The 13703-nt window shown below is 40.3% G+C and carries 9 protein-coding genes and 1 tRNA gene; 5 read left to right on the forward strand and 5 right to left on the reverse strand.

All coding sequences use genetic code 11. The annotated features are described in order from the left end of the window. Window position 1 precedes the first annotated feature (1 nt). A tRNA-Val gene (locus HHA42_RS03615) sits at window positions 2-77 on the forward strand. A 94-nt stretch (window positions 78-171) separates the two neighbouring features. Then, window positions 172-633 carry a DUF2750 domain-containing protein gene (locus HHA42_RS03620; protein ID WP_168417854.1) on the forward strand — a complete coding sequence of 154 codons (462 nt, stop codon included), beginning with the start codon at window positions 172-174 and terminating at the stop codon, window positions 631-633. 21 nt (window positions 634-654) lie between these two features. Here HHA42_RS03620 and HHA42_RS03625 read toward each other — a convergent pair whose 3' ends face one another. From HHA42_RS03625 to yccS, 4 genes are all read right to left on the reverse strand, one after another. Next, window positions 655-1473 carry a YdcF family protein gene (locus HHA42_RS03625; protein WP_168417853.1) on the reverse strand — a complete coding sequence of 273 codons (819 nt, stop codon included), beginning with the start codon at window positions 1471-1473 and terminating at the stop codon, window positions 655-657. 129 nt (window positions 1474-1602) lie between these two features. Further along, the gene (locus tag HHA42_RS03630) at window positions 1603-4212 is read right to left on the reverse strand and encodes a sulfite reductase flavoprotein subunit alpha (protein ID WP_168417852.1); all 2610 of its coding nucleotides are present in this window, start codon (window positions 4210-4212) and stop codon (window positions 1603-1605) included. 157 nt (window positions 4213-4369) lie between these two features. Beyond that, window positions 4370-4930, reverse strand: coding sequence for a YcxB family protein (locus HHA42_RS03635; RefSeq protein WP_168417851.1), 561 nt, complete (start codon window positions 4928-4930; stop codon window positions 4370-4372). Window positions 4931-5076: 146 nt separating this feature from the next. Continuing rightward, a complete protein-coding gene (yccS, locus tag HHA42_RS03640) occupies window positions 5077-7251 on the reverse strand; it encodes a YccS family putative transporter (protein WP_168417850.1) in 2175 nt (724 codons plus the stop codon). A gap of 144 nt (window positions 7252-7395) precedes the next feature. On the opposite strand from yccS, the gene HHA42_RS03645 reads away from it, so the two are divergent. The 3 genes from HHA42_RS03645 (at window position 7396) to gltS (ending at window position 12164) form a co-directional block, all read left to right on the forward strand. Next, window positions 7396-8628, forward strand: a complete 1233-nt coding sequence (locus HHA42_RS03645; protein WP_168417849.1) for a multidrug effflux MFS transporter — start codon at window positions 7396-7398, stop codon at window positions 8626-8628. 413 nt (window positions 8629-9041) lie between these two features. Beyond that, entirely contained in the window at window positions 9042-10307 is a 1266-nt protein-coding gene (locus HHA42_RS03650) for a DcaP family trimeric outer membrane transporter (RefSeq protein WP_168417848.1), read from the forward strand. A gap of 615 nt (window positions 10308-10922) precedes the next feature. After that, complete coding sequence (gltS, locus tag HHA42_RS03655) at window positions 10923-12164, forward strand: sodium/glutamate symporter (protein WP_168417847.1); 1242 nt, start codon at window positions 10923-10925, stop codon at window positions 12162-12164. 143 nt (window positions 12165-12307) lie between these two features. On the opposite strand, the gene chrA is transcribed toward gltS, so the two are convergent. Then, complete coding sequence (gene chrA / locus HHA42_RS03660; protein ID WP_168417846.1) at window positions 12308-13522, reverse strand: chromate efflux transporter; 1215 nt, start codon at window positions 13520-13522, stop codon at window positions 12308-12310. Window positions 13523-13703 lie beyond the last annotated feature (181 nt).

The following is a 13703-nucleotide window of genomic DNA, read 5'->3' on the forward strand; positions in this document are numbered from 1 at the left end:
AGGGCGCTTAGCTCAGTTGGTAGAGCGTCTGCCTTACAAGCAGAATGTCGGCGGTTCGATCCCGTCAGCGCCCACCATATATTCTTCTCCTTCTTTATCTTATATTTCTTGCGTATTGCTATAAATTCGCCTAGAATTTTTTATCTATAATAATATTAATATCCGTGACTTATGCGAAATCCTTATCAACGTAAAGCGGCGTCTAAGCAAGTAACGCAAACTTATAACGCGCAAGATATTTATAAGCAATTTATTGAGACGATGGTGTCTCAGGGGCATGTGTTTGCTTTATATGAAGATGGTTGGGCATTGTGTGCAACACCCACAGGCCAGCGTGCTTTTGCAATTTGGCAAAATAAAAGTTTGGCTAAATTGCTAATCAAAGACAATTGGGCCAACTATCAAGTACAAGAAATTTCACTAAAAGATTTTATTGAAAAAGTGATTCCTTTTTTACGTCAAGAAAGCACCAATATTTCTATGAATTTAAGTCCAGAAGGGCAGAATGTATTGGTTGCCCCTGAGAAATTATTACTGGATTTGAAAAATTATTTGTATCAGGTTTATATGCAAAAACCGGAATTTTTTAAAGATATGCAAATTCCATTACCACGTTCGATTCGTATCAATTAAGCAAGCTGTATTGCTTGAATTTTAATATTCATTGAGCAACCAACCACTGATATATGCAAAATATTCGCGTAACCATGCGTTATAGCGCGTATAGAGTGGTGTAGGTGCACTGAGCATGCTGAATTGAGTATAACCCTGCCGTTGAGCAATTGCAGCTGCACGCAGGGTGTGAAAATCACTGGTGACCACTATAATCGGTTGAGTTTTATCTGTACCTAAGTGGTGAAGTAGTGGTTGGCTATTCTGTAAATTCAGTGCCGTACTGGTACTTTTGGTTTCTAAAATAATTCTGGATGCAGTAATGGCATAATGCTGTTGTAAATAATTTGACATGACTTGTGCTTCGGTCAGTTGCTCTGTAAAGGCGGGCCCTCCACTCACGATCAAATAACTTTGTGGATGCTGAAGTGCGTAAGATGCTGCAGTGTCTAGCCGTTTGGCTAATGTTGGTGAGGGAAGTCCATTTTCAATCCCGCTACCCAATACGATGACCACTTTGGCATTGGGTTGAGCAGATGTTTGAGATTGTGTGCCCAAATGAATATAAGCAAAAAAACAGAATAAGCTGATGCACCACAACCAAAATACGCCCCAGCCTAATCTCCAGTATATTTTTAGATTTGAGTGCTGTGTGAGCTTGCGTTGAATCCATCTGTAAAATAAGGCATAACCCAATAAAATTATACCAATGACCACGGGCAGTACTGTGCCAAAATGAATTTTCTTTAAACTGATTAAATACAGACCATCGAACACTAAAATCAGTGCAACCATGCTACTCAGCACACGTTTAAACCAATTCAGTTGAGTGTGGGTTTGGCTTGATAGAGCGGGTGGCATAAGCTTCAATTCAATACATTGGTGCAAATCAGTATATCTAAATCTTATTCCAATTGGTCACTCAGCCAAATCATGTTTGGCTGAGTGTTTTTGATCTCAGTAGAATGACATTAAGGTTCTCATACCGAGTTAATATACATCGCGACGATAACGACCTTGTAGGCGTAATTGTTCGAGTTGGTCATCGCCTAAAATATCTTGTAAGGCGTGATCGACATCACTGGCCATGCCCTGAATACTGCCACATACATAAATTACAGCACCGTTTGTAATCCACTGTTTTAGTTCAGCAGCGTGTTCACGTAATTTATGATGAACATAAATTTTTTCATCTTGATCACGCGAGAAGGCTAAATCAAGTCGTTGCAACATGCCTGTATTAACCCAAGCTTCAATGGTACGTTGATAGAAGAAATCATGTGCTTGTTGGCGCTCACCAAAAATTAACCAATTTTGGCTGTAATTAAGACGCGTACGTGCGTGTAATAGGCTCATCAAACCTGCAAGTCCAGTACCGTTACCAATACAAATAATTGGGCGATTATCTGCAATTAAATGGAAGCTAGGATTATTCCGAATGCGAAGGGCAATGTTTTGTCCCAATTCTGCATGTTGAGTCAGCCACCCCGAGCCTAAGCCAAGTTTTCCTTGCGCATCAGCTTGTTGGCGTACCACCAAGCGCAAAACTTGTTGAGTTGGGATGCTGGCAATTGAATATTCACGGCTTGGTAGTACAGGCAGTTGTACCAATAAATCTTCAAGGCTTTGAAACGGCTGAATGTGAACAGTTAAGTCTTTATCCCAAAGCCATTGTTGCAGCGTTTGCTGCTGTTTCGGCACAAGTGTTTGTGCATCTAGTTGATGTTGCGCTAAAAAGGATTGAATACGTGCCGTGCTATTGCCAGGTTGAATTTCGGCAATATCACCTGCAGCCCAATGCGCTTCGTGCTGCGGTACAAGTTCAATATTAAATGCAGGTGCACCTAAACTATCTGGATTGAGTAAATCACGTTGTTGCAAACGCCATGTATCAAAGGTTTTATCAATTTGCATACTTTGCAATTCAAGCTGTGTCACCTGTGCTAACGCTTGATTCCAGCGTTGTACATCGGCAGGATTGGCATTGTCTACCTCTATGGTGTCAAATAAAGCTTGAGCCTGATTGCGTTGCAGCCATGCAGCAAGACGATGACCAAAATCGCAATAACTGTCAGGATATTCTTTAGAGCCTAGAGCTAAAACTGCATAACGTAAATGAGAGAGGTTTAAGCTTTGTGACATGATTTTTTTCACAAAGTTAGAGGCTAAATCGGGTGCATCTCCTGTGCCGTAGGTGCTGGCAACAAACAATATTTGGGTATTGTCTTTGAGGTCAGCTGTCTGCAATTCTTGAATAGCTTTGACAGTGACAGGTTGATGCGCTTCTTGCAAACTCGTTGCTGTGCGCCATGCCAATTGCTCTGCTACACCTGTTTGCGTGGCATAAACAATTAACCATTGCTCAGCATTTGGGTCAATACTGAATTGCTGCTGCGATTGACGTGCTGCTACAGTTAAGCGTTTTTGTTTACGACGTTTCAGATATAGCATCCAGCCTGTAATGAAGAATAATGGCATCATTAATGAAGCCAGCATGACCATAAACTGATAAATCGGGCCGAAGAAACTACCACGATGCACAGGCAACATGCTGCTCATGATTTTTTCATTAAGTTTTTTGTCTGCATAGAGCTGTAATGTAGTGATCTTGGTATTTTGATAATTAAAGGTCGCCGTGTTGCGTGCACGTTCATGCTGAGGAATGGCATCCACAAAATTGATGTCAATTTCCGCATTGGCTTGTTTGGGCACATTGAAGGTAATGTTGGAATAATCACGTCCTAATTGTTGCGGGAAGTGATGCCACGCCTGATTTAAGGCAAGTTGGATTTGAGCAGCATCTATATTATTTTTCGGTTTTTTATTTTCTGATGATTTCTGCTCTATAGAAGGAGTACTCGATGCTGCATTAAGCTGAGTTGGATTCGAGGCATTCGCTCGAGGTTGAGCTTGTTGCTGAGGCTGTGGTCGTTCCACCCCCAGTACTTTGTACATGCCACCACGCCACCAATCATAAGACCAAAACAGTCCAGTACAGGCTAAAATCAGATAAAAAATGATGACCCATGTGCCTACAACAGCATGTAAGTCCCAAATAAAATTGCGCCCTTTAAGTTGGGGTTTAATTGCGAACCATTGTTTGAATGAATGACGTTTTGGCCAGCGCAAATAAATACCACTTAACACAAAGAAAATCAGAATAAGCGTACATGCGCCTGTGATTTGTTTGCCGACTGGCCCAACGGTTAAATTGCGGTGTAATTGCTGAATAAACTGAAAAAACTCGCGTCCTTTAACTTTTGGAAGTTCTTCTGCTGAATAGGGATTAATGAGAATGTTTTGCCCACGTTTTGAACCTTCTTTGGCAATATTAATGCTTGAGGAGGCCGCAGGGTCTTTGGCAATGCTAATGCTATTGATTTTATAATCGGGTTGTACTTGCTGAAAATGCGCATAAATTTCAGCAGGTGTCAATTTGGCCGTTTGCCCAACTTGTACCTGATAACTTTCAGGATTCATCCATTTTAGAATTTCTTGTTCATAAGAATAAATTGCACCTGTCACGCCCATGAGTGACAAAATAAGCCCAGCGGTAATACCAAGGAACCAGTGAATTTGGAAGAATGTTTTTTTCAACATAAGGCGTGGGTGTTGAGAATGAATTGTGATGAAGAATAATACAGGTGTAATGCGTATTGCAAATAATATTTATTCTCATTATCGTTTATTGTTTTAATTTTAATCAAAAAAAACCTCCATCACGGGGGACAGAGGCTTGCTATTCAGTAGAGGATATTTAGATTTGCTTTGCTTCGCCAGCAGATTCAGTTAAGTGCTTACGAATAGTATTAAAGGAGAAGTTTCGGCTATCCATACGCTTTGGTAAAATATAAGCACCTTGCTGACCTTTTACTTTAAAGTTCATTAAAATAAATTCAGGGGTGTTGTACCATTCGTACACATCTTTCCAGCCAATAGCACCTACACCTTCTTGAGCGCCCATTTGCTGACGCATGACGATGCCATGCGGTTGTACGCCTAAACGAATGCCCTTAATTTCTTGTACAGGAAATTCATTCATTTTACGTTTGACGTACCATTCCAAGCCGTATTTGCGTACTAATAAGTAAAGCACCACACAGACAATGGCAACCCAACAGAAAATAGTAGAATAATTTTTTAACAGCAGAATGCCTAAAACAGATAGGGCAACAATGACGCCCATAATGATCCATGCTTTCATGCCAATTTTATTGGTGCTGCGCCAAATGACCAATTGCGCATGACGCTGTTCTTCTTCAGAAACTTCATAGGTCACAGGCTGTAAGGTATAGGCGTATAAATTTTTCGCGGTCATAGTGAAACTAACAAATTTAAAACTGCAAAAAGTTTAGCATTAATTACAGCAATTCAGTGAGTATATTGTCGCAAAATCATGCTAAGGTCGGTGAATAATCATTTATGCGGCAAAAGTTATGTCGCACACTCTACTTGCAACAAGCTTTACAAAGAGGCTAGCTCTGTTGCGTCCTGATCGTGTTCATGGCTCAAACTTTGTTTTAAGCGGCTCATTTGCTGCAAAATACTCATCATCAAGGATAATTGCTGCAAAATAATCAAGGATTTTTGATCTTCTTCCTTGTTTTGGCTTAAACGCTGACGAATGGTTTGTATCATGTTGTGCGCACTTAAATCTGGCATTTCATCGTTGAGTAATGCACCCCGAATATTATCAAGTGCTTGGTCGAGCAATTGCAGGACTTCCTGATCTTCAACTTTGTCACGATGTGCCCCTAAGGCAGCAATATAGCTAATAAAGGTATGATTTAGACACAGAAATTCAAAGGCTTGCGCTTTTTGTGTGGGGTCAAAGTCAGGCTCGGTGGCTAAGGTGGAAATAAGTGATGCAACTTCGGCATCGGTGTTGTGCGCTGCACGACGCACCACACGATAATTTAACCCGTTGTTACGTCCATGTTTGTATTGTTCAATGACTTCTGCCAAATAGTCACATTGAGCTGTCAGTGAGCGACGAATGGTACGGGGCAGGCGGCGGAATTTCCAGTCAGGGAAAATAAAGCTCACGCCAAACCATGCCAATGCACAGCCAATTAAAGTATCTAGCATACGTGGAATGGCGGCAGCATAACCCAAACCTTCCAAGTTAAAATTCATGAGTGCCAAAATGGTCATAAAGGCTGTGGCTTGTGCATATTGTTTACTGCGTAGTTCAAAGAACAGCATGCCGCTAATGATCAGAATCAATAATTGACCTTCTACAGAAGGCACAAAATATAAAATCGCATAGCCGACCACAATGCCTGCCAATGTTCCAATAATACGCAAACGTAAACGCCGTTTAGTGGTGTTAAAGTTTGGCTGCATCACGAATAGAGCAGTCAGTAAAATCCAATAGCCATATTCAATATTGGTCACTTGCACAAATACATAGCCAATTAATAAGACAATGGATAAACGAATAGCATGACGAAACAGCACCGATTCAGGCGTTAAATGCTGTTTGATGCGGATGACTATATCATCCCAGTTTTTCAAATCATCATCTTTGAGTTGCTGTTCGATATATTTGGCTTTATCCAGTTTGATATTACGTTCGGTTTCAAGGTTGCGTAACTGTGCATCAATTGATTTTAGGTTCTGATACAAGGCAAACAGGGCATTGATCCAGACTTGATCGTATTGCTGTTCACTTCGCAGTTTTTCCAAAGACTGTTTTAAGTTTTCAAAAGCATGTTTAAAGCGTGTGTTATGCAGATACGGCTGACGATGCAAAATACTTTCGCTTAAGTCTTTACAGGCTTTGCCTTGAATAGACAAAATGCGTTGGAAACGGAACAGAATGTCGCTGTGCTGAAAGATTTTAGCCAGTTTTTGATAGTCAATATGCGCAGAGTCGGCACGTTCGTGAATATCCTGTGCAACAAAATAATATTGCAAACTGCGACGGGTATCTTTTTGCCCACGGTCTCCCTTTAAGCGGGTTAGCAATGCGGTTTTTAAGTCGTTAAAAATTCCAATTAATTTACCATTTTCGAGCGATAGGTCGATGATGCTTTGCTGATAACTTGCTGCTGTCATATCGACATCAAATAAATTGGATTTGGCAAATAAAAAGTCACCTAAAGATGCATAGCTATGCGACAGCTTGTCTTGTACTGCACGCACAGGGAACAGTAAAAAGCTAATGGTTGAAATTAAACCATACCAAATAGCACCTGCAACCAAGAGCAGTGGTTGCATATACCATTCTTCAAATAAATCTACCCCAAGCATGGAATAGACCGACACCACTAAACAGCCATAAGAAATAGTGGCGTAGCGTCGACCGAGTGAACCCAGCAGAATTAAAACAATGCAGGAAAGAATTAAACCTGTGGCAAATAAAACCGGATGTGGAAATAAAAACTGAATAGAGGTGGCGGTAATAAAAAAGCCGATATAGGTATATAGCTGATTGACAATCCGCACTGAAAAGCGGTCATCAATATCACTTAAGCCTGCTGCCACAACACCTAGCGTGAGAGGAATTGTGGCTAGTTGCATGCCCATAAAATAGGGGACAAATGCCGTTCCCGCAAATGCAATGAGCATGCGGATGTTATACATAAACGTGGTGTTATAAGTCGCTTGTTTCAGCCGTGTCAGCCAAGATTTCAACTGTATTCCTTTAAGCAAATGCTCTGTTTAGACTGAGGTTTTATGGGAGTCAGGTAAATTATGTGAAAATTCATCTTTGATGCCAACAAATCATACTATGGAGCGTGTAAGCTTGTCTGCAAGTATGCCATTTCATCATAAAATATGACCATAGCAAAAACGATACCAAGTTCTAACGGTACGCCACAACCATCTTCACAGCAATATTCAACAGCATGGATCTTGTTGTTGGCGTTATTGACCTCGCTTGGGCCATTGTCGATTGATATGTATTTGCCCGCTTTGCCTGTCATGGCAAATGCGTTTGGTGTACCTACCCAAATGGTGGCTAATAGTTTGCCTGCCTATTTTTTAGGTTTGGCATTGGGGCAATTAATTTATGGCCCACTCAGTGACCGTATAGGACGTAAACCACCATTGTATTTTGGCTTGGCGTTGTTTTCTGTTGCTAGTGTATTGTGCGTTTTTGCTCAAAATGAATGGAGTTTAATTGCGTCACGTATTTTACAGGCACTTGGCGGTTGTGTGGGGGTGGTGATCGCCCGGGCTGCAATTCGTGATCGTTTGGATTTACAAACTTCAGCACAGGCCTTTTCAAGCATGATGATTGTGATGACCATTGCCCCGATTATTGCGCCAACTTTAGGGGCGTGGGTTTTGCAATGGATGAATTGGCAAGCCATTTTTGCGGTGCTGGCCTGTGTTGGCATGGTTTGTTTGATATGCGTGCATTTCTTTTTTCAGGAAACTTTAGCTAAGCAACACCGTTTAAACCTGAATTTTCAGCAGGTGCTGACTTTGTATGGTTCTATTCTAAAAGATTCAAATTTCCGCATGCCGATGTTAGCAGGTTGCTTAACTGGTGGTGCTTTATTTTGTTATATCAGCGGTTCGAGTGCAGTCATGATGGATCAATACGGACTGAGTGAAACTGCATTTGCCTACTTGTTCGGTGCAAATGCCGTTGGCATTATGCTGTTTTCAACCATCAATAAAAAAATCATTGGAAAATTGGGTGTATTACAACGCTTAAAGCTGGGCAGCACCATTCAACTAACAGGCGCATTATTGTTGGTAATTGCGGGGAGTTTGCCACAAGCTGATTTAATATGGGTCATGCTTGGGTTGTTTTTAGCAGTGTCAGGTATTGGTTTTACAGGCCCGAATGCGATGGCACTGGCCATGGCGGGTCAAGGTGCACGAGCAGGAACTGCCAGCGCGGTAATGGGCAGTGTACAATTCTTTTGTGGTCTGATTGGTGGAGTATTACTGAATTTTATGTTCTGGAGTGCCTTGCTGAATATGGCGCTGTTGATGCTGCTGTTTATAGGAGCAGGTATGTTAGCCACGTTTAAAATTAAGCCTGACCTAGATTAAGAATTGAACAAAAAATTATATTTTTTGTTCTGTAACGCTGATTTTTTAGCTGGAATATTACACTTTTAACTACACCTAAATATATACAATAGTCTAATGAATGATCAATTAGTTGAATAATCCACCTGTTTAACTAATTGAAAAATATGTTTATTTTGTTTTTTGATCTGAAATTTTGATCGTTTATTTATATTTGTGCGGGAAAACTGATTTTAATAAAGACAATAACTTGATAGATTGATGGCTGTAATATATGACACAAATTGTAATATTTTTAATATTGATGTGTCTTTGTCTATTGGGGCAAAAGTGTGGTGATTTTTAAGCCATTTTTATAATTCGATGTGAAATCGATAGATGACTCAAAAAATCATCATGCACGGATGCAGCGTTGTTTTATTTTGGAGAAATGAATGAGTCAATTATTCAACGGTCAGTTTATGATCAAAGGTTTGGCGATTGCCGTTACAACATTAATGGTGGGTACTGCTCACGCAGCAAAAACTGAGCAACAACAAATTCAAGAACTTCGTCAAGAAGTTGAAGCGTTGAAATCGTTAATTCAGCAACAACAGCAAGTACAACAACAGCAGCAAACTCAAATTGCCCAAGTACAACAGGCGAAACCTGCTGCACCTGCAAGTGCATTAAGCAGCTTAAAGTCTAAATCTGGTGCAGACGTATCTATTTATGGTTCGATCCGTGGGGACGCAAACTATATTATTGATGGTGCGGATAATGATTTTAACGTTACTCACAAAACAGGTGAAAATAACGTAAAAGATAAATTACGCGCTACACCAAAAGTTACGCGTTTAGGTTTAGATTTTAGTACGCCAATGGGTGACAACAAACTTGGTGGTAAAATCGAAGTTGATTTTGCAAGTGCTGATAATGACAAATCAGAAAACTTACGTATCCGTCATGCTTATTTGACTTTAAATAACTGGTTATTCGGTCAAACTACATCGAATTTCTTGTCTAATCATGCACCAGAAATGATTGACTTTGCCACGAATATTGGTGGTGGTACAGCACGTGTGCCGCAAGTACGCTACAACTATAAATTAGCGCCTGCGACACAATTATTCGTTTCTGCTGAAGAGGGTAATAGTTCTGGTACTGATATTACTTATCGTGTACCAAATTTAACGGCAAAAGTGACTCAAGCTTATGCAGAAGGTAAAGGTTCTGCTTCTGCACGTGCATTGGTAGAACATTATAAAGCTACTTCTGGTGATGATAAAACAGGTTGGGGTGTGGCTGCAGGTACCAACTACCAAGTTTCAGAACCATTAAAAGTGTCTGCTGATGTATCTTATGTACAAGGTAACAGCAACTACTTATATGGCAATAACTCGGCGTATGAACTTGATGCTAATAAGAACATTGAGCAGAATGAAACGATTGGTGTACAAGTGGGTGCTACTTATAAGTTCTCACCACAACTGCGTTCAACTTTAGCTTATGGTGCTTTATTTGCAGATGATGGTACAGACTATGCGCGTTTAAATGATGGTGCTAACGAGAAAGTACAACAAGCGTGGATTAACTTTATCTATTCACCTGTAAAACCAGTTGATTTAGGTATCGAATACATTAATGGTGAACGTAAAACATTTGCTGGTGAAAAATTCAGTGATGACCGCGTAGGCTTTATGGCGCGTTATAGCTTCTAAGTCGCTACTTTTGAGCAAAATCCAAAACAGAGCTTAATTTTAAGCTCTGTTTTTTATGTCTGAAATTTATGATATTAATTCAGTAACTTAAATTTTATTCACTTTTATAAAATGCTGTAACTTGCACTTATAGTTGAAAACAATCAATAAAATTTATAGAAATAACGCAGAAAATAGCAGCTTTTTGTCAAAAAAAATGCATAATGTTCGACCTTTAATCTTGCTGTTTTTTATCAAGTGATTGAATATCTTTATCGCAAGGTATTTATCCACCTCAGATATCTTGGAGCTTATATGAGATTACCTCTCAGTCTTAAGCCGATTCAGTTGTTTGCACTCGAAGTCACCCCGAAAGTGAAATTGCTGTCTTTTGTCTTTCTTTTCTTCTGTTCTAGGCAAACGCAGATCATAATGCTTGAGTGAAACCTAAGGATTGGGTTGGCTCAGTGAAACGCATACATCTTAAACATCGGTCAAATACGATACTGCTTACATACTTTATATTGCGGCATTTTTTAGTTGATTTAGAGTTATGCTGATGCAAATGCTTTGGTTTGCATAGACAGCTCTTCATCATATTAAAAAATAATCTGCAATCACTATATGGATATTGCCATGGAATTTACTTTTAATGCGTTTTATACGCTGATTGCTGCGGTCATCGTCCTGCTCTTAGGACGGTTTTTGGTTAATAAAATTGATTTTTTAAAACGCTATAACATTCCTGAACCTGTTGCAGGTGGTTTGGTTGCCGCAATTGTTTCATTGTTGGTGCATCAATTTTGGGGTTATAGCATTACCATCAGTAGCGCATTACAAACTAGTTTTATGCTGATTTTCTTCGCCTCGATTGGTTTAAGCGCGAACTTTACAAAATTGCGTCAGGGCGGAATTGGTTTAATTATTTTCTTGATTGCAATTTCCACATTTATTGTGCTGCAAAACTTTGTCGGCATTAGTCTTGCAACATTATTAGGTATTGATCCACTAATTGGTTTAATTGCAGGTTCAGTTACCTTAACGGGTGGTCATGGTACTGCGGGTGCGTGGGGCGAAATTTTTGAAACCCAGTATGGTATTCAAGGGGCGTTGGCATTAGGTATGGCCAGTGCAACCTTTGGTTTGATCATTGGTGGTTTGATTGGTGGCCCTTTAGCCAAAACCTTAATCAACCGTCATCAATTGGCCGTACCACGTACTGAAGAACAAATTGAAAAACGTGACAATACGCCTGCAGATCAAGACTCTAATGAGTTTATTCCATTTGAATATCCGCATCAGGTGCGTTTAATCACAGCAGATAATGCCATTACCACTTTGGGTTTATTTGCAGCGTGTTTGGCATTTGCCGAGTTTATGACGGGCGCTGCCAAAGGTACTATGTTTGAATTGCCAACTTTCGTTTGGGCATTGGCGGGCGGTGTGATTCTGCGTAATGTCTTGGAAAGTATTTTTAAAGTCAATATTTTTGACCGTGCGATTGATGTGTTTGGAAATGCGTCGTTGTCTTTATATTTGGCGATGGCTTTGTTGTCGCTTAAATTGTGGCAATTGGCAGATTTAGCAGGTCCGTTGATGGTGATTTTAGGTGCGCAAACCATCACCATGGCGTTATATGCGGCTTTTATCACGTTCCGCATTATGGGTAAAAACTACGATGCAGCGGTATTGGCCGCAGGGCACTGTGGTTTTGGGATGGGAGCAACACCTACCGCGGTTGCTAATATGCAAGCCATTACCAATATGTATGGCCCCTCTTATAAAGCATTCTTGATTGTGCCGTTGTGTGGCGCTTTCTTTGTCGACTTGATTAACGTCGCTGTGATTCAGTCTATTTTGAAATTCTTTGCAGGTTAAGCTGTTCAGTTGTAGATAGATTGCAAAATAAAATGCCAGTTCACATGAGCTGGCATTTTTTATGGCGATATATAACGGTGAGAGTGCCTTTACACTCGAACGCTATGCTACAGGCATTGGTTTAAGTGAATCTTAAAAATAGCCTAAGCAATAAAATTCAATAACACAGTATAGAGCAGGAAGCTTCCCATCAGACTCAGCCAAACGGGTAATTTTGACTTTAACAGCACAATCACGAGGGCAACAAAAATAAGGTCATAGAAATTCAGTACATAGCGTTGTGCCATTTCCACCACCATGTAGAGCAATAGCCCAACCACCGCGGCATTAATACCTGTAACGGCATGACGAATATAAACTTGCTGCATTAACCAAGACCAATACGGCAAGGTAGCAAAAACCAAAAAGAAAGAAGGCAGGAAAATGGCCAAAGTCGCTAAAACAGCATTGAGCCACATCATGTCCGTCATGGGAACTAAACTGCCCAAATAAGTAGCAAAACTAAATAATGGGCCTGGAACTAATTGTGCCATGGCATAACCCAAATCAAATTGTTCTGCGCTTACTAAACCAGTACTGACAAAATCTTGATGTAACAAGGGTAAAATAACGTGGCCACCACCAAACACCAAAGAGGCTGCTTGATAGAAACTTAAGTTGGCGGCATAAAGCAAATTTGGCGTGAACCAGTTGAGTCCTGTTAATATGATAAACGGTGCAACAAACAGCCCACCCCAAAATATGGCGTATTTACGATGCTGAATGATGTGATTTGCAGTAAAGCTCGTTTGAGTTGCATCTGTATTTTGAACATTCGTTGGCGTCTGTTTTGCCATCCATATACCCAAAACTGCTGCAAGCAAAATCACCAAGACTTGATTCAAACTAAAAGGCACAAAATAAATAAAAACAGCTGCAGCCAGCATTAAGGCGTATTGCCAAATAGTTTTACAAAAACTGCCTAACATTTGCCAAAATGCCCAAGCCACGACGGCTAAAACAATCAGTTGAATCGTGTGGAAACTATCTGAAGAAAGCACTTCTAAATATTGATGTCCGAGTACTGCAACTAAAGCCATGAACACAGCAGAAGGTAAAGTAAAACCAAGCCATGCAAGTACTGCCCCCCAATAGCCTTTTTGTAAATAACCAATCGCTAAACCCACCTGACTACTGGTTGGGCCTGGTAAAAGTTGAGCCAGTGCCACAACTTGGGCATATTGTGCTTCATCTAACCATTTGAGCTGTTGCACAAAGCGTTGATGGAAAAATACCAAGTGTGCTGCAGGCCCCCCAAAAGACAAGCAGCCCAATTGTAGAAAGACCCAAAATAGCGAAGAAGAAGTGAGCGTGTGCATATATGTGTAGACAGATTCAACTTGTGCGCCAATGTAGTGGCTAGACGTGACAGTTTAACGAATTACTACAAGGATCAGTTAAAATAATAGATAGACTATGTGCACTTATATGAGTGATTTGCTGAAGTGCCCATGGCCTGTGCATACTGAAATAGTCACTATGTTTCAAATGTAATGGAAG

Origin of the sequence: Acinetobacter sp. A3, from assembly GCF_012371415.1 — a bacterium.
Taxonomy (GTDB): domain Bacteria; phylum Pseudomonadota; class Gammaproteobacteria; order Pseudomonadales; family Moraxellaceae; genus Acinetobacter.